Origin of the sequence: Leucobacter sp. USHLN154 (assembly GCF_037145595.1) — a bacterium.
GTDB classification, from domain to species: Bacteria; Actinomycetota; Actinomycetes; order Actinomycetales; family Microbacteriaceae; genus Leucobacter; species Leucobacter alluvii.
This window is the reverse complement of record NZ_JBBCXF010000001.1, coordinates 362,043-382,562: the sequence shown is the minus strand read 5'-3', so window position 1 is coordinate 382,562 and position 20,520 is coordinate 362,043. Positions and strand designations below refer to the sequence as shown.

General features: G+C 68.2%; 21 protein-coding genes. 10 read left to right on the top strand and 11 right to left on the bottom strand.

The genetic code is table 11. The features are described from left to right. Positions 1–46 precede the first annotated feature (46 nt). The 6 genes from WFH23_RS01790 to WFH23_RS01765 are packed head-to-tail and all read left to right on the top strand — an operon-like array spanning position 47 to position 5,876. Positions 47–1,054, top strand: a complete 1,008-nt coding sequence (locus WFH23_RS01790; RefSeq protein ID WP_336661387.1) for a proline racemase family protein — start codon at positions 47–49, stop codon at positions 1,052–1,054. Beyond that, a complete protein-coding gene (locus tag WFH23_RS01785) occupies positions 1,051–2,070 on the top strand; it encodes an ornithine cyclodeaminase family protein (protein ID WP_336661386.1) in 1,020 nt (339 codons plus the stop codon). The genes WFH23_RS01790 and WFH23_RS01785 overlap by 4 nt, the downstream gene beginning before the upstream one ends. Next, entirely contained in the window at positions 2,070–2,807 is a 738-nt protein-coding gene (locus WFH23_RS01780) for an FCD domain-containing protein (protein ID WP_090147559.1), read from the top strand. The genes WFH23_RS01785 and WFH23_RS01780 overlap by 1 nt, the downstream gene beginning before the upstream one ends. Further along, the gene (locus tag WFH23_RS01775; RefSeq protein WP_200329714.1) at positions 2,804–3,961 is read left to right on the top strand and encodes an FAD-dependent oxidoreductase; all 1,158 of its coding nucleotides are present in this window, start codon (positions 2,804–2,806) and stop codon (positions 3,959–3,961) included. The genes WFH23_RS01780 and WFH23_RS01775 overlap by 4 nt, the downstream gene beginning before the upstream one ends. Next, positions 3,958–4,353, top strand: a complete 396-nt coding sequence (locus tag WFH23_RS01770; protein ID WP_090147555.1) for a (2Fe-2S)-binding protein — start codon at positions 3,958–3,960, stop codon at positions 4,351–4,353. The genes WFH23_RS01775 and WFH23_RS01770 overlap by 4 nt, the downstream gene beginning before the upstream one ends. Then, positions 4,350–5,876 (top strand): FAD-dependent oxidoreductase, encoded by a 1,527-nt coding sequence (locus WFH23_RS01765; RefSeq protein ID WP_336661385.1) that lies wholly within the window; start codon positions 4,350–4,352, stop codon positions 5,874–5,876. Before WFH23_RS01770 ends, WFH23_RS01765 begins: the two co-directional genes overlap by 4 nt. A gap of 25 nt (positions 5,877–5,901) precedes the next feature. Here the strand turns inward: WFH23_RS01765 and WFH23_RS01760 are convergent, their stop codons facing one another. The 5 genes from WFH23_RS01760 to WFH23_RS01740 all read right to left on the bottom strand — a co-directional run bounded on the left by WFH23_RS01760 (position 5,902) and on the right by WFH23_RS01740 (position 10,749). Next, positions 5,902–6,612 carry an ABC transporter ATP-binding protein gene (locus tag WFH23_RS01760; RefSeq protein WP_336661384.1) on the bottom strand — a complete coding sequence of 237 codons (711 nt, stop codon included), beginning with the start codon at positions 6,610–6,612 and terminating at the stop codon, positions 5,902–5,904. Beyond that, complete coding sequence (locus WFH23_RS01755) at positions 6,609–7,430, bottom strand: ABC transporter ATP-binding protein (RefSeq protein WP_336661383.1); 822 nt, start codon at positions 7,428–7,430, stop codon at positions 6,609–6,611. The genes WFH23_RS01760 and WFH23_RS01755 overlap by 4 nt, the downstream gene beginning before the upstream one ends. Continuing rightward, a complete protein-coding gene (locus tag WFH23_RS01750; protein WP_336661382.1) occupies positions 7,427–8,611 on the bottom strand; it encodes a branched-chain amino acid ABC transporter permease in 1,185 nt (394 codons plus the stop codon). The genes WFH23_RS01755 and WFH23_RS01750 overlap by 4 nt, the downstream gene beginning before the upstream one ends. Beyond that, positions 8,608–9,501, bottom strand: coding sequence for a branched-chain amino acid ABC transporter permease (locus WFH23_RS01745; RefSeq protein ID WP_090147548.1), 894 nt, complete (start codon positions 9,499–9,501; stop codon positions 8,608–8,610). The genes WFH23_RS01750 and WFH23_RS01745 overlap by 4 nt, the downstream gene beginning before the upstream one ends. A 72-nt stretch (positions 9,502–9,573) precedes the next feature. Further along, positions 9,574–10,749, bottom strand: a complete 1,176-nt coding sequence (locus WFH23_RS01740) for an ABC transporter substrate-binding protein (RefSeq protein ID WP_090147545.1) — start codon at positions 10,747–10,749, stop codon at positions 9,574–9,576. A gap of 259 nt (positions 10,750–11,008) precedes the next feature. Between WFH23_RS01740 and WFH23_RS01735 the strand changes: the two genes are divergently transcribed. Continuing rightward, a complete protein-coding gene (locus WFH23_RS01735) occupies positions 11,009–12,529 on the top strand; it encodes an aldehyde dehydrogenase (NADP(+)) (protein ID WP_336661381.1) in 1,521 nt (506 codons plus the stop codon). 122 nt (positions 12,530–12,651) lie between these two features. On the opposite strand, the gene WFH23_RS01730 is transcribed toward WFH23_RS01735, so the two are convergent. The 4 genes from WFH23_RS01730 to WFH23_RS01715 form a co-directional block, all read right to left on the bottom strand. Next, positions 12,652–13,005 carry a hypothetical protein gene (locus WFH23_RS01730; protein ID WP_090147223.1) on the bottom strand — a complete coding sequence of 118 codons (354 nt, stop codon included), beginning with the start codon at positions 13,003–13,005 and terminating at the stop codon, positions 12,652–12,654. 92 nt (positions 13,006–13,097) lie between these two features. Then, positions 13,098–14,756 carry a bifunctional phosphoribosylaminoimidazolecarboxamide formyltransferase/IMP cyclohydrolase gene (gene purH, locus WFH23_RS01725; RefSeq protein ID WP_090147221.1) on the bottom strand — a complete coding sequence of 553 codons (1,659 nt, stop codon included), beginning with the start codon at positions 14,754–14,756 and terminating at the stop codon, positions 13,098–13,100. A 74-nt stretch (positions 14,757–14,830) separates the two neighbouring features. Beyond that, a complete protein-coding gene (purN, locus tag WFH23_RS01720) occupies positions 14,831–15,436 on the bottom strand; it encodes a phosphoribosylglycinamide formyltransferase (protein WP_090147218.1) in 606 nt (201 codons plus the stop codon). Between the two features lie 9 nt (positions 15,437–15,445). Further along, positions 15,446–15,877, bottom strand: a complete 432-nt coding sequence (locus WFH23_RS01715; RefSeq protein ID WP_336661380.1) for an OsmC family protein — start codon at positions 15,875–15,877, stop codon at positions 15,446–15,448. A gap of 96 nt (positions 15,878–15,973) precedes the next feature. Between WFH23_RS01715 and WFH23_RS01710 the strand changes: the two genes are divergently transcribed. The 3 genes from WFH23_RS01710 to WFH23_RS01700 are packed head-to-tail and all read left to right on the top strand — an operon-like array spanning position 15,974 to position 18,287. Beyond that, positions 15,974–16,732 carry a methionine ABC transporter ATP-binding protein gene (locus WFH23_RS01710; RefSeq protein ID WP_336661379.1) on the top strand — a complete coding sequence of 253 codons (759 nt, stop codon included), beginning with the start codon at positions 15,974–15,976 and terminating at the stop codon, positions 16,730–16,732. Continuing rightward, a complete protein-coding gene (locus tag WFH23_RS01705; protein ID WP_090147210.1) occupies positions 16,729–17,409 on the top strand; it encodes a methionine ABC transporter permease in 681 nt (226 codons plus the stop codon). Before WFH23_RS01710 ends, WFH23_RS01705 begins: the two co-directional genes overlap by 4 nt. A gap of 53 nt (positions 17,410–17,462) precedes the next feature. Beyond that, positions 17,463–18,287 (top strand): MetQ/NlpA family ABC transporter substrate-binding protein, encoded by an 825-nt coding sequence (locus WFH23_RS01700; RefSeq protein ID WP_336661378.1) that lies wholly within the window; start codon positions 17,463–17,465, stop codon positions 18,285–18,287. On the opposite strand, the gene WFH23_RS01695 is transcribed toward WFH23_RS01700, so the two are convergent. Both WFH23_RS01695 and WFH23_RS01690 read right to left on the bottom strand, forming a co-directional pair. Further along, a complete protein-coding gene (locus WFH23_RS01695; protein WP_336661377.1) occupies positions 18,288–18,854 on the bottom strand; it encodes a hypothetical protein in 567 nt (188 codons plus the stop codon). Then, entirely contained in the window at positions 18,854–20,434 is a 1,581-nt protein-coding gene (locus WFH23_RS01690) for an ABC transporter permease (protein ID WP_336661376.1), read from the bottom strand. Before WFH23_RS01690 ends, WFH23_RS01695 begins: the two co-directional genes overlap by 1 nt. Positions 20,435–20,520 lie beyond the last annotated feature (86 nt).

Sequence of the window (20,520 nt, the reverse complement as noted above, 5' to 3'; positions counted from 1 at the left end):
ACGCAGTTCCAGGGGCAATGCGGCCTCGTTCACTGAAAGGGCGCACATGCGTACGAGTCACGTCTATCACGCCGTCGATTCGCATACCGAGGGCATGCCGACGCGGGTCATCACCGGGGGCGTCGGCGTGCTGCCCGGTGACACGATGGCCGAGCGGCGACTCTGGTTCATGGAGCATCGAGACGACGTGCGTCAGCTGCTCATGTTCGAGCCGCGCGGGCACGCGTCCATGAGCGGCGCGATTCTGCAGCCGCCGACGCGCCCCGACGCCGATTGGGGCGTGCTCTACATCGAGGTCTCCGGGTGTCTGCCGATGTGCGGGCACGGCACCATCGGTGTCGCGACCGTGCTCGTGGAGACGGGAATGGTCGACGTCACGGAGCCCACGACGACGATCCGGCTGGATACCCCGGCTGGTCTCGTCGTCGCAGAAGTGGCCGTCACCGACGGGCACGCCGACCACGTCACGATCACGAACGTGCCGTCGTTCGCCGAGCGCCTCGGCGCGATCGTGGCGGTGCCCGGCCTGGGCGCGGTCGGCTACGACCTCGCCTTCGGCGGCAACTTCTACGCCATCGTCGAGCTCGAACGGCTCGGCATCGAGTGGCATGAGGATCGCCGCAACCAGGGCGAGCTGCTCGCCGCAGGCCTGTCGATCATGGATGCCATCAACGCGACGGCCGAGCCCGTGCACCCCGAGCGCCCCGACATCCGCGGGGTGCACCACGTCTACCTGCAGGCACCCGGTTCGACGGCGCAGCACTCCCGCCACGCGATGGCGATCCACCCCGGCTGGTTCGACCGCTCCCCCTGCGGCACGGGAACGAGCGCCCGCATGGCGCAGCTGCACGCCCGCGGCGAGCTGCCGCTCGACACGGAGTTCATCAACGACTCCTACATCGGTTCCCGTTTCCACGGCACGCTCATCGCAGAGACCGAGGTCGGCGGTCGCCCCGCGGTCATCCCGACGATTCGAGGTCGCGCCTGGGTGACCGGCACCGCCCAGTACTTCCTCGACCCCAGCGACCCGTTCCCGAACGGCTTCCTCCTGTGAGCGGCGCATCGGCAGCGCTGCCCTACTTCACGGCTGCGGACATCACGCGGCTCCTGCCGTTCCCCGACGCCATCGCGGCACTGCGCGCTGCGCTGCGCGACGACGTCGATCCCGAGCGCGACGCGCCGCGCCTGTTCAGCGAGTTTCCCGGAGGCGAGTTCTTGCTGATGCCCGCCCAGGGAACCCGATTCAGCGGGTTGAAAGCCCTGACCGTGGCGCCTGAGAACCCCGCTCGCGGTCTCGCGAAGATTCAGGGGGTGTACATCGTGTACTCGTCAGACACCGCTGAGCCCCTCGCGATCCTCGAGGGAGCCTCCCTCACGGCGATCCGCACCCCCGCGGTCGCGCTGCTCGCGGTGCAGCATCTCGTGGCGATCGCGCCGCCCGGAGGTGAGCCCGCGCCTCATCCGCGCATCCTCGTGTTCGGCGCCGGAGTGCAGGCGTCAGCGCACATTCGGGCCGCCGCCACCGCGTTTCCCGACGCGACGTTCGACGTGGTCGGCCGCCGACCGGCGCGAGTGGATGCGATGATCGAAGCACTCTCGGGTGCCGGCGAGACCCGCGGAGTCTCCATCCGCAATCGCACCGGCAGCGCGGAGGCCGCGGTACCCGAGGCCGACATCATTCTGTGCACCACATCGACGAGCACGCCCCTGTTCGACGGCGCTCTGGTCGCCGAGCACGCCGTCGTCGCCGCGAACGGGACCCACGGCACGGACAAGCGCGAACTCGATGACGCGCTGATCGAACGCTCCGATCTGGTCGTCGAAGGCCGCGCGTCCGCGCAGCGGGAGAACGGAAATCTCACCGCCCTCGACGCAGAGGTGTGGGGCAGCGCCAGTGCGCCCGCCAACCTGCGGGATCTCGTCACCGGCGACATGCGGCGCACCCCCGGCCGCCCCGCGGTGTTCACCGGCGTCGGCATGGCTTGGGAGGACTTGATCTGCGCGTCTGCGGTGCTCGACTCCGCCGCCCGGAGGGACGCGGCGCCTCCACGGGCCGAGGGAGCGTCGTGATGCCGACGTCCGATCCCGCCGTCGCCGTTCGCTCGACGCCCGCCGTCGAGCGCGTCGCGCGACCCCGGTACCTCCGCGAGACGGTCCTCGAACGGCTGCGCACGGCGATCATCACCGGAGAGCTCGCCGAAGGCGCGCTCTTCTCAGCGCCGATGCTCGGGCAGGCACTCGGCGTGTCCGCCACTCCCGTGCGCGAGGCGATGATGGATCTCGCCCGTGAGGGCCTCGTGGAGACCGTGAAGAACAAGGGCTTTCGCATCACGCGCATGTCGGAAGACGACCTGGACGACCTGGCCCAGGTCAGACTGCTGCTGGAGCCCCCCGCGATGCACCTCGTCGCCGGTCGCGTCACCGACGTGGAGCGCACGGCACTCCGCGAGGTCGCCGAAGCGTGCGCAGCGGCGGCAGAACGCGAAGATCTGCAGCAGTACCTGCAGCTCGATCGCGCATTCCATGCCCGACTGCTCTCCCTGACGGGGAATCAGCAGCTCGTCGTTCTCGCGACCGAGCTGCGTCTGCGCACCCGCATGTACGGGCTCATCGCCCTTGCACGGGACGGACGGCTCGCAGCCTCGGCGCAAGAGCATCACGATCTCGTCGAGCAGCTGCACCGAGGTGATGCGGACGCAGCCGAGCATCTGCTCCGTCAGCACATCGGTCATGCACGGGCGCTGTGGGCGACGGGGACGGAGAGCGGCCCGAGCGCCGACGAACTGACGCGGAGGCGGGACACGTGACGCGGGGCCCATCCGACGTGCTCATCATCGGAGCGGGAATCATGGGGTGCGCCACGGCGTATTTCGCAGCCCGAGCCGGCCTCTCGGTGACCGTGCTCGAACGGGAGCTCCCGGTCAGCGGTTCGACTTCCCGGTGCGAGGGCAACATCCTCGTGAGCGACAAGGAGCTCGGCCCCGAGCTCGAGCTCACCCACTACTCACTCGACATCTGGCGCGGCGAACTCGCCGAATTCGGGCGCTTCTGGGAGTTCGAGGCGAAAGGCGGCATCATCGTCGCTTCTCGCGAGTCCAGCCTGGCCTCGCTCGAGCGCTTCTCCGCCAGTCAGCGCGCGTTCGGGATCCGGTCGGAGCGTCTGGATCCCGGAGCACTGCGCGAGTACGAGCCGCTCGTGACCGAGAGTGCGCTCGGAGCCGCGTACTACCCGGACGACTGTCAAGTGCAGCCGATCCTCGCGGCTTCCACCTTCCTCCGGCTCGCCCGCGGCCTCGGCGCCGAGCTGGTCACCCGCGCGCCGGTGACCGCGCTGCTGCGCGATGGCGACCGGGTCGTGGGTGCTCGAACCCCCAGGGGGGATTTCAGCGCGGCCCACATCGTGAACACGGCGGGCGCCTGGGCCGGCAGCATCGGCGACCTCGCAGGAGTGCGGGTGCCCGTGCTGCCACGACGGGGATTCGTTCTGGTCACCGAACCGCTGCCGCCCCGCGTGCACCACAAGGTGTACGCCGCCGAATACGTCGACAACGTCGGAAGCGCGGACGCCGGCCTGCAGGCCTCACCCGTCGTCGAGGGCACTCCGGCGGGCACGATTCTGATCGGTTCGAGTCGGGAGCGCGTCGGGTTCGACCGAACCGTCAGCGTGCCGGCGCTGCGCTCCATCGCACGGAACGCGATCGAACTGTTCCCCTTCCTCGCAGGTACGCGCATGCTGCGGCACTATCACGGGTTCCGGCCCTACTGCCCCGATCACCTGCCCGTGATCGGCCCTGATCCTCGCGCGCCCGGCCTCTGGCACGCCGCAGGCCATGAGGGCGCCGGCATCGGACTCGCCGCTGGCACCGGAAAGCTCCTCGCCCAGGCGCTCTCCGGCGACGCTCCCGAGCTCCCCCTGCACCCCTTCCGCCCCGAACGCTTCGATGAGGAGGTATCGGCATGACCCGGCGAGCCCGTCGCGCCGCAGCCCGCCCCGATCCCGCTCCCGAGGAAGCGGCCGGCGATGTCGTCGCCGCGTTCGACGGTGCCCCGATCTCCGCGCCCCGCGGCGCGAGTATCGCTGCTGCCCTCATCTCCTCCGGCCGTACGTCGTGGCGCAGCACGCGCGACGGCGAGCGCCGGGGCATCTTCTGCGGCATCGGCGTGTGCTTCGATTGCCTGGTCGAGGTCGACGGGGAGTCGGGACAACGCGCCTGCATGATCCCCCTGCGCGCTGGCATGGACGTCCGCTCGGCCACCGGAGCATCGACTCCCGAATCGGGCGGAGAGGCACCCGCGGGGCTTGACGCCGCTCCGCCAGCTGACACGCGCACGGCCGGCGGAGGACACGCATGAGCGACCAGAGCGGACTCGCGGGAAGCGATCCGATCGCGCCACCGCTGCGCCGCACGGCATCGCAGCCGCACGCCGACGTCGTCGTCGTGGGAGCGGGACCCGCCGGGCTCGCTGCGGCTGCCACCGCGTCCGAGTCGGGGGCATCGGTCATCGTGATCGACAGTGCTGAGCAACCTGGAGGCCAATACTGGCGGCACCGCAGTGAGGCCGCCGGTGACGACGACGGCGCGCTGCATCACGGCTGGCAGGAGTACCTCGCGCTGCGCGCGCGGTTCGACGCTGGAATGGGTGCCGGGGCGATCCGCTACATTCCCGCGACGAGCGTATGGATGGTGCAGCGGATGCCCCCGGCTTCGCCCGATGCGGCGCCCTGCTTCACGCTTCGGCTGGCTCCCTCGTACGGGCCGGGCGCGGGCGCCGCGACCACCGTTCGGGCGCGCACGCTCGTGCTCGCGACCGGAGGGTACGATCGGCAGATCCCGCTTCCCGGCTGGCACCTCCCGGGCGTCATGGCAGCCGGGGGCATACAAGCCTTCATCAAGCAGAACGGCGCCTTGCCGGGTTCCCGTTTCGTCATCGCAGGCACTGGCCCGTTCCTCCTGCCCGTCGCTTTGAACATCGCGCACTCGGGGGGCCGCGTCACGTCCGTCCTCGAATCATCGTCGCTCGTCGGCTGGCTCCCTCGAGCGCATCGCGCAGTCGGCGTCCCCGCAAAGGGCGCCGAAGGGGCGGAGTACATCGCCACCTTCCTGCGTCGACGCATTCCGTATCGACGCCGCACGGTCATCACCGAGATTCTCGGAGACTCCCATGTGGAGGCCGTGCGCACCGCGCGGATCGGGCGGTCGGGGGAAGTAGAGCCGAAGAGCTCCCGCATCATCGAGGACGTCGACGCCGTCGGCCTGGGATGGGGCTTCACCCCGCAGCTCGAGCTTCCCGTGCAATTGGGGGCCCAGACGAGGCTCGACGCGGACGGCTCACTGGTGGCGGTCGTCGACCAGAACCAGCGATCCTCCGTGCCGGGGCTCTTCCTCGCGGGTGAACTGACCGGGGTCGGCGGCGCAGTGCTCGCGGTACTCGAAGGCACCGTCGCCGGCCGGGCGGCCGCCGCAGACGCAACCGGTGAAATCGGGAGCGCGACGACGGCGGAGCTTCGGGCGATGCGGCGTCAACGCTCGTTCGCGGAGGCGATGCATCTCGCGCATCCGGTACCCGAGGGCTGGGAGCAGCGCCTCCACACCGACACGATCGTCTGCCGATGTGAGGAAGTGCGCTACGGCGCCCTCTCCCACGCCCGCGAAGTGCTCTCGGGCGAGGACTCCCGCACGCAGAAGGGTGTGACGCGCGCCGGGATGGGCTGGTGCCAGGGTCGTGTCTGCGGATACGCAGTCACCTGCATCGCCGGAGCGCCCGCTCCCACTCGGGCGGGCGCACGGGATTCCGCCGCGTCTCTTGCACAGACGAATCACCGGCCGATCGCGCAACCGATCCCGCTCTCCGCACTCCTCGACGTCGAGGAGTGAGCGGGATCGGCCGCGCCCAGCGCTCCTAGGCCCCCAGGTACGCCTCGATCACTCTCGGGTCGGCGGCGAGTTCCGCCGCCGACCCCTGCATCGTCACGCGCCCTGATTCGAGCACGTAGCCCCGATGCGCGATCTTCAGAGCCGCCCGCGCGTTCTGCTCGACCAGGAGCACCGTCGTGCCCTGGGCGTTCACGCGCTGCACGATCTCCATGACCTGCTTCGCGATGAGCGGCGCCAATCCCATCGAGGGTTCGTCGAGCAGGAGGAGCTTCGGTCCGCCGACGAGTGCCCGCCCGAGCGCGAGCATCTGCTGCTCACCGCCGGAGAGCGTGCCGCCCTGCTGCCCGCGACGCTCGGCGAGCCTCGGCATGAGCTCGTAGGCCTCCTCCGCTCTCCGCGCGATGACCTTCTGGTCTTTCACGAGGTAGCCTCCGAGCAACAGGTTCTCGTCCACCGTCATCGTGGAGAAGATGCGCCGCCCCTCGGGAATGTGGAGCAGCCCGGCTCCGACCGCATCCCAAGGCTGCATGCGCAGGAGGTCGTGATCCCCCCAGCGCGCCCGGCCCGTCTTGGCGCGCACGAGACCGGAGATCATCGACAGGGTCGACGTCTTTCCGGCTCCGTTGTTCCCGAGGAGCGACACGATCTCTCCCTCGCGCACGGTCAGACTGAGGTCGCGCAGCGCGTGCACGCGGTGGTAGTACAGGTCGATGTTCTCGAGCACCAAGTCGCTCATGCGTCCTCCTCTTCGCCGAGATACGCGGCGATCACCGCGGGGTCTTGCTTGATCTGCTGCGGGGTGCCATCGGCGATCTCGGTGCCGTAGTTCAGCACGACGATCCGCTCAGAGACCTGCATCACGAGCCCCATGTCGTGCTCGATCAGCACGATGCTCACGCCGAGATCGCGAATCCTGCGGATCAGGTGCATCAGTTCGATCTTCTCGCTGTGGTTCAGGCCGGCGCCGGGCTCGTCGAGCAGCAGCAGCTTCGGCTGGGTCGCGAGCGCCCGCGCGATCTCGACGCGCCGCTGCTCGCCGTACGGCAGCTGGGTCACCAGCAACTCGTCGTCCGCCCGAAATCCCACGAAGTCGAGCCAGCCGCGCGCATCCTCCGCGCACTGCGCTTCGCTGCGGGTGTAGCGCGGCGTGTGCAGCATCGCGTCGAAGACGTTCTGACGCAGATGCGCGTGCATCGCGGTCTTCACGTTGTCGAGCACGCTCATCTCCTTGAAGAGCCGCACATTCTGGAAGGTACGAGCCATTCCGAGCTGCGTGACCGCCGACGGCTTGCGCCGCGCGATCGACTCTCCGTCGAAGACGACCGTGCCCCGGTCGGGCCGGTAGAAGCCCGAGATGCAGTTGAACGCGCTCGTCTTCCCCGCTCCGTTCGGCCCGATCACGGAGACGATCTCGCCCTCTTGCACGGAGAACGAGAGACCGTCCACGGCTTTGATCCCGCCGAACGATACCGCGAGGTCGGCGACTTCGAGCAGCACCCGCGCGTTTCCGCTCGGCCGAGCCTCTGGCTCGGTCAGCTGTGAGGTGTCGCTCATCGTCGTCCCTCCTCGTCATTCGGTGCTGTTGCAGGGTCGCTGGCGGGGCTGCCGGTCGTGTCACCCGCGTTCTCGACGACGCCCACCACGCCGACGCTCTCCGTCGGCGGCACCTCTGGAATCTGCCGCTTCTTCAAGAACGGCAGTACGGCGTTCGCCGGCCAGATGCCCCGCGGGCGGAAGATCATCGCGACGACGAGCAGCACGCCGAACAGGAGGAAGCGCCACTCGCTGAACTCGCGGAGGAACTCGGGGGCGAGCGAAACGAAGAGCGCCCCGATGATGACGCCGGGCGTCGAGCCCATCCCGCCCAGCACGACAGCCATCAGCACGAGCGCCGAGTAGAGGAATTCGAAGCTGTTCGGGGCGATCGCCGAGAGATGGCCGGCCATCAGCGTTCCGGCGAACCCGCCCCACACCGCGCCGATGATGTACGCGAGCAGCTTGGTCGCATACCCGTTGATCCCCATCGCCTCGCTCACGTCTTCGTCGTCTCGCACCGACTTCCATGCGCGGCCGAGCTTCCCTCTGCCGAGGCGCGAGACCGCCACAACGGCGATCCCGATGCCGACGAAGAGCACGAAGTAGTAGAACAGCACCTTGGCATTGAAATGGATCCCGAGGATGTCGAGGCCGTCGGAGAACGACCACCCGAAGAACGACCACGTCGGGATGCCGTGGATGCCGCTCGGGCCGCCCGTGATCTGCAGATTGTTGGCCGTGATCCGGATGATCTCACCGAACCCGAGCGTCACGATCGCGAGATAGTCGCTCCGCAGGCGCAGGGTCGGGCCCCCGATGATGACGCCGGCGAGGATGCAGGCGATCACCACGAATGGGATCGTCTCGAGCATCGAGAGCCCGAACTGCGTCGTGAGGATCCCGCTCGTGTAGGCGCCGACGGCCATGAACGCGATGTACCCGAGATCGAGGAGTCCCGCGTAGCCGACGACGACGTTCAATCCCATCGCGAGGACGATGTAGATGAAGGCCGAGGTGAGGATCGAGATGATGTACGGCGTCGCGGTGACGAACGGGAGGATCGCCGCCGCGGCGAAGAGCACGATCCCGAGCACCTTCATGAAGCGTTCGGGAGCGAGAAGCCCGCGGATGGCCGGCGGGCGTTCGAGCGTGGGTTTCGGCGCCTGCAGGCGCGGAGTCTTCGGTCGGGCCATGGTCATACCCTCTCCACGACGCGCTCGCCGAGAATGCCGGTCGGTTTGAATACGAGGAACAGGATGAGGAAGCCGAATGCGAAGACATCGCGCCACTGACCTCCGAGAAAATGAGTGCCGAAGGATTCGAGGAGCCCGAGCACGACGCCGCCGAGCATCGCGCCGTAGAGGTTCCCGATGCCGCCGATCACCGCCGCGGTGAACGCTTTGAGGCCGATGACGAACCCCATCAGGAAGTCGATGGTGCCGTAGTACGCGGCGGCCATCACCCCCGCGGCTCCCGCGAGCGCCGAACCGATGAAGAATGTGCGGGAGATGACTCGGTTCACGTTGACGCCCATGAGCAGGGACGCCTTCTGATCGAGGGCGATCGCGCGCATCGCGCGGCCCTCCCGCGAATGCATGACGTAGCGTTGCAGCAGGAACATGAGGATCGCGGCGACCAGCATCAAGACGAGCTGCGGCATGGTGATCCGCGCGCCGAGGACTTCGACGGGGGCGCCCTGGAGCCGGATCGGGAAGACGAGCGGGCTCGCCCCGAAGATCTGACGCACGGCGTACTCGAGGGTGAACGAGACGCCCACCGCCGTGATCAGTGCGGCCAGGCGCGGACTGGACCGCAGCGGACGGTAGGCGATGCGCTCGATGAGCACGCCGATTCCGCCGGTGAGCAGCATCGTGATGAGCAGCACGAGCAGCAGGATGGGGATCGAGCCGAGGCCGAACAGCCCCGTGAAGCCGCCGAGCACCACGAACGCGAGGAACGAGCCGAGCATGTAGAGATCGCCGTGCGCGAAGTTCAGGAGTTTGATGATGCCGTAGACCATGCTGTAGCCGAGTGCGACGAGCGCGTAGAACGAGCCGACGAAGAGCCCGTTCCAGATGAGTTGGAACATGAATGCCTTCCCTGGGTTGCCGATGCGTGATGAGCCGGACGAACGGCGCACCGTCCGTCCGGCTGCTCATCGCTAGCCCTGCAGGTCGTCCTTCAGCACGAACGCGCCACCGTCACCGGTCGGCTCGACGATGACGAAGCCGCCTCCCTCTCGGGAGCCGTCGTCAGCGAACGTCAGGTCGCCGGTGAGCAACGGGAATCCCTCGAGCTCATCGAGCGCGGTCGTCACGGCTTCGAATTCGGTACCACCGGCCTCGGTGAAGGCCTCGGCCATCGTCTTCACCGCCTCATAGGTTTGAATCGAGTACGGCCCCGGAGCGGCCCCGCCCGACACCTCCTCGTAGTCGGCGATCCACGCGTCGCCGCCCTCGAGCATGTCGGGGGTCTTCGTGAACGTGCCCACCACGTTCTCGATGCTCTCGTCGCCGGCGATCGCGGCGAGCTGCGCGTCGACGGAGCCGTCGCCGACGAGGATCGGACCGTCGTAGCCTGCGCCGCGGAGCTGATTCACGAGCAGACCGCCGGCCTGGTAGTACCCGCTCCACACGATGAAATCGGGGTCCGCACCCAGCACGCTGTTCACGTTGGCCGAGAAGTCCTTTTCGTCAGGATTGACCGACTCCCGCTTCGCGATCTCGAACCCTTCGGCCTGCTCCTCGACGGAGTCGGCGAGGTCGACCGAGTAGTCGGTATTGTCGTCGATCACTGCGACACGGGCGGCACCGACCGATTGGATGTACTCCACGGCTGCTTCGGCCTGCTGCGCGCCGGTCCCGTTGATCATGAAGGCGCCCTGTCCGACGAGCTGGTTCGAGTTCGCGGCGGGGATCACCATCGGCACCTGCGCGTCGGTGAAGACCGGGATCGTGGGCAGTGTCGCACCGGAGCAGTATCCGCCGACCGAGCCCTTCACTCCCGCGGTGACCAGCTTGTTGGCCGCTGCGACAGCCGCTGTCGGATCGCAGCCGTCGTCTTCGGTGACGAGCTCCAGATCACGACCATCGATGCCGCCATCCCCGTTGACCTCGTCGATCGCGAGCTGAGCCCCGAATTTCATGTAGTCGCCGAATGCGGCCTCCTGACCGGAGAACGGTGCGAGCATACCGATCTTGATCGGACCATCCTCGCTCCCGCCGTCGTCGCCGCTGCCGGCGAGACCGCCCGAGCAGCCGGAGAGCGCGAGCCCGAAGGCGAGCGTGAGAGCCCCGGTGGCGGCGAGCCGTGCTGATGCTGAACGTCGTGAAGACATCAAGACTTCCTTTCGTGGATACGTCATTGAATCGCTGAAAGTGCAGACGACGTCACCTTCGACGTCCTGTACAATTTTACATTGTATAGTCGGCGCCGATGCGGCACAGATCACGTTTCGAACACGATCGCTGATGCCCCTCCCGCACGGTAGACCGGTCATCGACTGTGCACGAGAGACGGCACGACTCGACGTCGCGCCTGAAAGAATGGCAGCGGTTCCCGCAAGCACTGATGCCCCGACAACGAAGGATCGATGCATGACTCACGAAGCGCTTTCTCCTGATCTTGAGGCCGTCATCGCACGCGCCACCACCGCCGCACCCCACCTCGCCACCACCACCGCCACCCAACGAGCACGAGCCCTCGTCGCCATCGCCGACGCCCTCGAAACCGCATCACCCGACCTCGTACACATCGCACTCCGCGAGACCGGCCTCACCCAAGCCCGACTCACCGGCGAAGTCACCCGCACCGCCGTCCAACTCCGCCTCTTCGCCGACACCATCGTCGACGGCGGCTACCTCGACGCCCGCATCGACCCCGCAGACCCCGACTTCGCCCTCGGCCAACGCCCCGATATCCGCCGCACCCACATCCCCCTCGGCCCAGTCATCAACTTCTCCGCCTCCAACTTCCCCTTCGCGTTCTCCGTCATGGGCGGCGACTCCGCAGCGATCCTCGCAGCAGGATGCCCACTCATCGTGAAAGCCCACTCCAGCCACCCAGACCTCTCCGACGCCACCGCGGAAGTCGCCACACGCGCACTCACCCAAGCAGGCATGCCCGAAGGCACCTTCCAACTCATCCACGGCCGCGAAGCCGGAGTGCAGGTCTTGCAGGACCCCCGCATCAAAGCCGGATCCTTCACCGGCTCCATCCGCGTCGGCCGCATCCTCGCCGACATCGCCGCGAACCGGCCAGCACCCATCCCGTTCTTCGGAGAACTCGGCAGCGTCAACCCCGTCTTCATCACCGCCGACGCCATCACGGAACGCGCCGACGAGATCGCCACCGGCTACCTCGCCAGCGTCGCAGGCTCCGCCGGCCAGCTCTGCACCAAGCCCGGCTTCGCATTCATCCCCGCAGGCAGCGCACTCCCCCAGGCCATCACCCACAACGCGACCGACGTCCCCGAGCATCGCCTCCTCGACCCCCGCATCGCGAAATCCTACGACGAACGCCGCACCGCCGTACTGGGCACCGCCGGAGCGAACCCGCTAATCCCCGGCGGCATCCGCTTCGACGACGACGGACAGGGCTGGGCCACCCCCACCATCATCGCGATCAGCCTCGACGACTTCCGAACCGGACGCGACACCCTCCTCGAAGAATCCTTCGGCCCGCTCTCCATCCTCGTCGAAACCCCCACCGGCACCGACCTCGCAGCCCTCATGCCCGAGTTCTACGAAGGCAACCTCTCCGGCACCCTCCACATCAGCGAAGCCGAAGCCACCGGAGAAACCGACAACGCCCCCCAACTACGCGCCCTCATCGCCGCCCTCGCGAACCAAGTCGGCCGCGTCCTGTTCAACGGCTGGTCCACCGGCGTCGCCGTCACCCCCGCCCAACAGCACGGCGGCCCCTGGCCCGCGACAACGAACGACTCCTCCACCTCCGTCGGCACCGCAGCCATCACCCGCTTCCAACGACCCGTCGCCTACCAGAACGCACCCCAAGCACTCCTCCCCGAAGCACTCCAAGACACCAACCCGCTAGGCATCCCCCAACACATCAGCCCAGCAGGCCAATCACACCACTGGGGCACACGCTGGCACTAACCCCCACCGCAACCGACCCGCACGAACCCGAATCCACCGCGCGACGGGCGCAAACGGACCCGCCGGCACACAGCAAGACCCCCGAGAGGCTCAGCCTCCCGGGGGTCTTCGTTCATCGACGATCAGTGCCAGAGCACGGCGAGCACCACGTTCACCACCGACAATCCGGCGATGGCGCCCAGGAATCCACCCGGAACGGGCTGCTTCTTCCGGCCGATGAGCACGACTGCGATCAGTACGAGCAGCACGACGAGCTTCACGCCGATCTTCGCGTTGTTCGGCTGGCCTCCGGTCGCGTAGACCATGCCGACGAGCAGCAGGCCGGTCGCCAGCAGCAACCACGCGCCGTGCAAGATGCCAGGAGTGATACGAGCGCGTGCTTCCTTCACCGCCGACAACTGTGCGAGCGTGCTGCCGAACACCGCGCCGAATCCGACGATGTGCAAGACGATGAGTATTCCCTTGACGATTTCCACGTCTCGATTCTCCCGGGGCGAGCACCCTGCCGCAACGTAGGCGAGGCTTGCTCACACCAGATGAATGAAGGAAAAAACCGCAGATCAGAGGATCAGTGGAAGAAGTGCCGCTCGCCCGTGAAGTACATGGTCACGCCTGCTGCCTGAGCCGCATCGACGACCTCGGGGTCTCGGACCGACCCGCCCGGCTGCACGACCGCGCGCACGCCGGCGTCGAGCAGTACCTGCAGGCCGTCGGCGAACGGGAAGAACGCGTCGGAGGCGGCGACCGATCCGCGCGCGCGGTCTCCCGCGCGCTCCACCGCGAGGCGGCAGGAATCGACGCGGTTGACCTGGCCCATGCCGACACCGACCGAAGCACCCCCCTGCGCGAGCAGGATGGCGTTCGACTTCACGGCGCGGCTCGCACGCCACGCGAACTCGAGATCTGCGAGCGTCGCGGCATCAGCGGGCTCGCCCGTCGCGAGCGTCCACTCGGATGCCGGTGCGAAGGAGCGATCGGAATCCTGCAGCAGGAACCCGCCGGAGACCTGACGCAGCTCCACGGGGTTCGGCTGGTAGTCGGCCGGCAGCACCAGCAGTCGCACGTTCTTCTTCTGCGTGAGCACGGCGAGGGCGTCGGGCTCGAAGCCGGGAGCGACGATGACTTCGGTGAAGATGCCGGCGACGGTCTCTGCCATCGCCTTCGTGACGATGCGGTTCGCCGCGATCACGCCGCCGAACGCGGAGACAGGGTCGCACGCGTGCGCGAGTTCGTGAGCGGCGGCGATCGGGTCGGCCGCGCCTTCTGGCGCGACGGCGATGCCGCAGGGGTTCGCGTGCTTGATGATGGCGACGGCGGGGCGCTCATGATCGAACGCGGCGCGGAGCGCGGCGTCGGCATCGACGTAGTTGTTGTACGACATCTCCTTGCCGTGGAGCTGCGCGGCCTGTGCGATGCCCGATCCTTCGTTCTCCGTGAAGAGTGCGGCCCGCTGATGGCTGTTCTCGCCGTACCGCAGCACCGATTCGCGGAGCCCGAAGACCTCGTAGCCGACGTACCCCTCGGTGGTTTCGAAGATGCTGTCGATCGACGCCTCGCTCGAATCGGCTTCGGCGGCAGGCGCCTCTCCCCACTCGGCGTCCTCCTGCTCGAGGAACCAGTTCGCCACGGCGGCATCGTACTGCGCCGTGTGCACGAACGCCTCAGTGGCGAGCGAGCGGCGCTGGGCGAGCGTCGTTCCGCCGGCCCGCACGGCGGCGATGATCTCGTCGTAGCGTCCGGGCGAAACGACGATCGCCGCGTTCGCGTGGTTCTTCGCGCTCGCCCGCACCATCGCGGGGCCGCCGATGTCGACGTTCTCGATGACGTCGGCTGCCGGCTTGCCCGATGCGACCGTCTCTTCGAAGGGGTACAGGTTGACGACCACGAGCTCGAACGCCGCGTAGCCGAGCGCGTCGAGCTGCGCGCGATGGTCGGCGAGGCGCAGGTCGGCGAGCAGGCCGGAGTGCACGGCGGGGTGCAGTGTCTTCACGCGGCCGTCGAGGGCCTCCGCGAATCCGGTGACCTCGGAGACATCGGTGACGGCGTGGCCCGCCTCGCGGATCGTCGCAGCGGTCGAACCCGTCGAGACGATCTCGACCCCGTTCTCGGCGAGCGCGCCGGCAAGGTCGAGCAAGCGCGTCTTGTCGCTGACCGAGATCAGCGCGCGCCGTACGGGCACGACGTCGCGGTGCTCGTAGAGGCTGGGGTCGTGGCTCTGAACTGCCATGCGGCGGGACTCCTTAGGTCGGTGTTCGCAGTCTGGATACGATTCGGGTGCTGAGGCGCTGATCGAGCGCAGGATCACCGCGCGCCGGGCAGCGCGAGCTCTCCGAGTGCGATCTCTCGCACGGTCTGCACGAGCAGGGGGCGTTCGAGCTGCTTGATCCGCTCGTGGAGCTCGGCTTCGGTCTCGCCGGGACGGACGTCGACGGCGGCTTGTCGCAGCACCGGGCCGGTGTCGACGCCCTCATCGATGACGTGCACGGTGACCCCGGTGCGCTCGGCGCCGGCGGCGAGCGCGTCGCGCACCGCGTGGGCCCCGGGGAATGCGGGAAGCAGTGCCGGGTGCGTGTTGATGAGGCGGGGACTGAAAGCGCGCACGAAGCCCGGGGGAAGAATACGCATGAGTCCGGCACTCACCACGAGACCGGGGTGCGGGCCGGTGCCGACGTGGTGCTCTTGGATCGCCGCGGCGAGCACCTCGCCCCACGCCTCCCGAGAGTCCGAGTCGCGGGGTCGCACGACGAATGCGGGGATCCCTGCGGCGCGCGCGTGCTCCAGGCCGGGCGCGTCGGTGTCCGAGCCCACGCAGGCGATCTCTGCCGGGAAATCGGGGTCGGCGGTCGCGTCGATCAGCGCCTTGAGGTTGCTGCCGCCACCGGAGATGAGAACCGCGATTTTCAGCACCGCATCAGTTTACGCGACGGCCGTCACCCGTACCGCCGAGCGACCGCTGAGCATGCGGGACACCGGGCAGCGCTCGTGCGCGGCTGCGGCGAGCGCGTGCGCCTCGTCGAGCGGTACGCCGTCGAAGCGCAGTTCGGCGGCTCCTGAGAATTCGAACCCCTGGTCGGCCCGCGGGTGCAGCGAGATCTCCACGGTTGCTTCGACGTCGGTGCCCGGCCCCGCGACGACGCGAGCTGCCGCGTTCAGGCATGTCGCCCACGACAGGGCGAGCAGTTCCTCCGGGTTCGTGGCTCCCGCCCGGTTCTCCGCGGTCGGCGACGCGACGCGCACGCGCAGGCCGCCGTCGACGAAGCTCTCCCCGCTGATGCCGTCGGAGTTGCGGGCCACTGCGGTGTAGATCGGTGGCTCGGGTGTTCGGTGCGTCGTTTCGCTGCTCGGCATGGTGCTCCTGACGTGACTTGCGGTTGCGGGCTGCGCACTCTATGTTAGACCCAGTCTAATTAATATGTTTCATGAAAGCACTGTGGTGAAGAGCTGATGAGCGACGCAACGACCACTTCGACGGCGGTCGTCTTTGACGGCGTGAGTCGTCGCTTCGTTCACGGTGAGGCGGAGGTCGACGCGCTCTCCGATGTCAGCCTCGACATTCCTCGCGGTTCGATCTTCGGAGTGCTCGGCGAGAGCGGCGCGGGGAAATCCACGCTGCTGAGACTCATGAACGGTCTCGATCTGCCGACCAGCGGACGCGTGATCGTCAGCGGTACGGATCTCGCCGCGCTCGGCCCTCGAGAGATGCGCGCCATGCGGCACCGGATCGGCGTCGTCTTCCAGCACTTCAACCTGCTCGGCAATCTCACGGTGCGCGCGAACATCGCCCTCCCGCTGCGCCTGCAGCATCGCCGCGACCCCGCGCGCGTGACCGCCATGATGGAGTTCGTCGGGCTCGCAGGGCTCTCCGACCGCTATCCGGCTCAGCTCTCCGGGGGGCAGCAGCAGCGAGTGGCGATCGCCCGCGCACTCGTCACCGACCCTGAACTGCTGCTGTGCGATGAACCCACGTCCGCGCTCGACACGCACACGACGGCGGAGATTCTCGAACTGCTGCAGGCGACCCGGGCGGAGTTCGGAACGACGATCGCACTGGTCACCCACGAACTCGACGCGGTGAAGGCCGTGTGCGACGCCGCAGCGGTCTTCGAGCGAGGACGCCTGCTCGACATCGTCGAGGTTCCCCGAGTCGCACAGCACCGGGAGCCCCGATACCTCGATCACGTGAAATCGAGGCTCGCATCTTGAACTTCTGGAACGAGCTCGACCGTGTCTTCGGGGAGCACGGCGGAGAGATCGCCCGAGCACTGGGCGAGACGGGCTACATGGTGCTCGCGTCGATCATCGTCGCGGTCGTCCTCGGCACTCCGCTCGGCATCGTGATCACCCTCACACGACCGGGCGGCGTCATGCCGAGACGTGCGATCTGGAGCGCGGCCAACGCGTACGTCACCATCGTGCGCTCCTTCCCGTTCCTGCTCTTCGTCGTCTTCATGATTCCCCTCACGCGCCTCGTCTTCGACACGAGTTTCGGCACCGTGGCCGCGACCTTCCCGCTCGGCTTCGTCGCGGTCGCCATCTACGCCCGCCTCACCGAGCAGATTCTGCTCGAACTGCCGAGCGGATTGCTGCTCGCGGCGGAGTCGATGGGCGCGAGCATTCCGCAGACCGTGTTCCGCTTCCTCCTCGTCGAGGGGCGATCCGGTCTGGTCTACGCACTCACATCGGCGACCATCAGCTTCGTCTCCTACTCCACCGTGCTCGGCGTCGTCGGCGGAGGCGGCATCGGCGACTTCGCGATGCGGTACGGCTACCACCAGTACGACTTCACTCTCATGTACGTCACGATCGCGCTCATCGTCGCCTGCGTCATGCTGCTGCAGAGCGTCGGCACACGCGTCTCCCGCGCGATCGATCACCGCTGAGCGGTGCGGACGACCCTCCCCCTCGATCCCCCATCCTCGACAGAAAGCACCCCATGCGCCATCGCCTGATCATCACCGCCACTGCCGCCACCGCCGCTCTCCTGACCCTCGCCGGCTGCGCCACTGGCCCAGACGCTGCCGATGGCTCGGGCGCAGGAGGAGGCCAGGAGACGCGGACGCTGAAGGTCGCGGCGACCACCTCTCCGATGACTGACGTCGTGGAGGCCGCAGCCGAGGCGATTGAGGCACCGTACGAGATCGAGCTCGTCGAGGTCGCCGATTACGTGCAGCCCAATTCGATGCTGCAGCACGGGGAGCTCGACGCCAACTTCGTGCAGCATCCGCCGTTCATGGAAGAGTTCAACGCGGGCAACGACGCGTCGCTCGTGGTCATCGAGCCCGTGTATCTGACCGTGGTCGGGATGTACTCGAGCACGCACGCGAGCATGGACGAAGTGCCGGAAGGAGGCCGCATCGTCATTCCGCAGGACACCTCGAACGCCGCCCGGGCACTGCAGATGGTCGCGAAGGCCGGACTGATCGAGCTCGACGCAGACGCCGACACCTGGTCGGTGACGGTCGACGACATCACGAAGAACCCCAAGAACCTCGATTTCGTGGAGGTCGACATCATGCAGCTCTCGGCGGCGTACCCTGAGGCCGACGCCGTATTCCTGCACGGCACGTTCGCCCGCCAGCTGGGCCTCACACCGGATGAGGATGCGATCGCCGTGGAGCAGGACCCTCAGTTCGCCGTTTCGCTCGTATCCCGCGAGGACAACGCCGATTCGCCGGAGGTCGCCGCACTCGCAGAGGCGTTCCACAGCGACGAGGTGCGTCAGGCGCTCGAGGACGCAGAAGTCCCGGTGGCCTTCTAATCACCCGATCGGGTCGTCGCAGGCGGAGATGGTGATCGTACGATCGGCGAGCTCCCACGGACGGTGCCAGGCGTACAGCTCCTCCTCCTGGGCGGCCCAGCGGTCCCAGTGCGGGGCGTAGACCTCACCATCGCGTGCGAGCGCGCGGCGCTTTCGCGTCACCGCCTCGACCTCGAGCCAGACGCTGCGCACCCGAGGCAGTGCCGCTCCTGCGGCGGCGGCCCAGTTCTCGGCCGCTGCGAGGTTCTCAGCGGTAATCGCACCGCATCCCTCGATCACGAGTGGAACCCGCGGTTCGATGCGCTCGCGGGCACCGAATGCAGCCGCGATCCAGTCGTACGCACGGTAGCTGCTCGTTCGCAGCGCGGCCGCGAGCGCGAGCGACCCGGCGGCGAGCCCATCCCACCCCGGGTACAGCGCCTCCACGTGCAGCACCTGCGCAGGCCGGCGCAGGTCCGCGAACGTCTGCACCATACGCTCCGCGAGATGCGTCTTCCCCGAGCCGGAGCGGCCGTCGATGAGCAGCACGTCGCAGTCGGCGAGCTCCTCGAGATCCAGATCCACCATCAGAACTCCCGGTTCCCGTCCGTGCGCCAGCGTTCGGCCGCCAGCATGATGCCGGCAGTCAGCACGCCGAGCACGACCGCCCCCGCGAGCCCGGCCCCGTAGCTCTCGGGTGCCTGATGGCCGATCAGCGCGGCGACCACGACCGGGAGCGTCTGCTCCCCGGGTCGCACGAGGAAGGACGTGGCTCCGAATTCCCCCAGCGAGGTCGCACAGGCGAAGCCGAGCGCGAGCCCCGCGGAACGTCCGAGCAGGGGCAGATCGATGGTGCGCAGCATCGCGAGCGGGCCGGCGCCGAGCGACGACGCCGCGTCGCGCAGCTCGGTCGGGATTCCCCGGAGCACGGGCAGCAGCGTGCGCACGACGAGCGGCAGCGCGACGAGGGCCTGAGCGATCGGGATCAAGACAGTCGAAGTTCGCAGATCGAACCCGATGCCGAGCGGCCGATTCATGGTCAGGAGCAGACCGAAGCCCAGTGTCACTGCTGATACGCCGAGCGGCAACATCACGAGCGCGTCGAAGGCCTCGATGCCCCGTCGGAGCGATCGGGTGCGAGGGCGACGGGAGAGGACGAGGGCCAGCAGCATGCCGAGCACGATAGCGATGAGGGCAGCCACCGCGGCGATGCGGAGCGAGGCTCCGATGGCCTCGAGCACCGTGCCATCGATCGGCAGCGCTTCCGGCGGATCTGCGAGCGCGGCGTAATTCGCCAGCGTCCACCTCCCTTCCCGGTCCCTCAGCGAGCGCGTCACCAGAGCGGTGAGCGGGAGCACGTGCAGCAGCAGCAGCGTCGCCCCCACCAGCGTCAGCACCGGAGCATCGACTCGCCGTGGAGGCGTTCCGCGCCCCCGCTCCTCGCGCAGCACGACCGCGCGCTCTCCGGCGCGGCGCAACTGCGCCGACACGGCGAGCGCGGCGGCCACGATCGCGAACTGGGCGATCGACAGCACCGCCGCGCCGCGGAGGTCCAGGAACTGAACGGTGAGCCGGTAGATCTCCGTCTCCACGTTCGCGAAGGCGGTGCCGCCGAGAATGAGCACGATGCCGAACGAGGTGGAGCAGAAGAGGAACACGAGCGCCGCGGCGGACGCGATGGCGGGGCCGAGCGCGGGGAGTGTCACGATGCACCAGGCGCGCACCCGTGATGCGCCGAGCACTCGCGCGGCCTGCTCGGAGGTGTCGTCGAGGCGGGCCCAGAACCCGCCGACCATGCGGGCGACGACGCCGACGTTCGGAAATGCGAGTGCGAGTACGACCGCGGCGAAGCTCTGGTCCAGCCCCCACGATCCCAGCGGCCCTCCCGGTCCGAGCAACGCCGAGAAGGCGACGCCGACAACCACCGAGGGCAGCACGAACGGCACCGTGAGCACCCCTTGCAGCACCCGCTTGCCGCGAAAATCGAGACGGTAGAGCGCGTAGGCGGCTGGCACCCCGAGCGCGAGGGAGAGCGCAGTCGCGAGCCCCGCTTGGGCGAACGTCTGGCCGATGACCCGCCAGGTGCGTTCGGCGCCGAACACCTCTGGCAGACCGCTCAGATCGAGTCGTCCCCCGTCGACGAACCCTGTCGCGACGAGCGAGAACACCGGCCAAACGAAGAACAGGGCGAGGAACGCGAGCGGCAGGGCCGCCGCCAGCGTCCACGCTGCAACGCCCCACGGGCCGAGAGCGG

Coding starts and splice junctions, on each gene's coding strand:
- WFH23_RS01710 (WP_336661379.1), top strand. CDS start 15,974: ATGAGCGACGCAACGACCACTTCGACGGCGGTCGTCTTTGACGGCGTG.
- WFH23_RS01735 (WP_336661381.1), top strand. CDS start 11,009: ATGACTCACGAAGCGCTTTCTCCTGATCTTGAGGCCGTCATCGCACGC.
- purH (WP_090147221.1), bottom strand. CDS start 14,756: ATGGCAGTTCAGAGCCACGACCCCAGCCTCTACGAGCACCGCGACGTC.
- WFH23_RS01715 (WP_336661380.1), bottom strand. CDS start 15,877: ATGCCGAGCAGCGAAACGACGCACCGAACACCCGAGCCACCGATCTAC.
- WFH23_RS01750 (WP_336661382.1), bottom strand. CDS start 8,611: ATGACCATGGCCCGACCGAAGACTCCGCGCCTGCAGGCGCCGAAACCC.
- WFH23_RS01695 (WP_336661377.1), bottom strand. CDS start 18,854: ATGGTGGATCTGGATCTCGAGGAGCTCGCCGACTGCGACGTGCTGCTC.
- WFH23_RS01765 (WP_336661385.1), top strand. CDS start 4,350: ATGAGCGACCAGAGCGGACTCGCGGGAAGCGATCCGATCGCGCCACCG.
- WFH23_RS01745 (WP_090147548.1), bottom strand. CDS start 9,501: ATGTTCCAACTCATCTGGAACGGGCTCTTCGTCGGCTCGTTCTACGCG.
- WFH23_RS01755 (WP_336661383.1), bottom strand. CDS start 7,430: ATGAGCGACACCTCACAGCTGACCGAGCCAGAGGCTCGGCCGAGCGGA.
- WFH23_RS01740 (WP_090147545.1), bottom strand. CDS start 10,749: ATGTCTTCACGACGTTCAGCATCAGCACGGCTCGCCGCCACCGGGGCT.
- WFH23_RS01700 (WP_336661378.1), top strand. CDS start 17,463: ATGCGCCATCGCCTGATCATCACCGCCACTGCCGCCACCGCCGCTCTC.
- WFH23_RS01770 (WP_090147555.1), top strand. CDS start 3,958: ATGACCCGGCGAGCCCGTCGCGCCGCAGCCCGCCCCGATCCCGCTCCC.
- WFH23_RS01760 (WP_336661384.1), bottom strand. CDS start 6,612: ATGAGCGACTTGGTGCTCGAGAACATCGACCTGTACTACCACCGCGTG.
- WFH23_RS01780 (WP_090147559.1), top strand. CDS start 2,070: ATGCCGACGTCCGATCCCGCCGTCGCCGTTCGCTCGACGCCCGCCGTC.
- WFH23_RS01790 (WP_336661387.1), top strand. CDS start 47: ATGCGTACGAGTCACGTCTATCACGCCGTCGATTCGCATACCGAGGGC.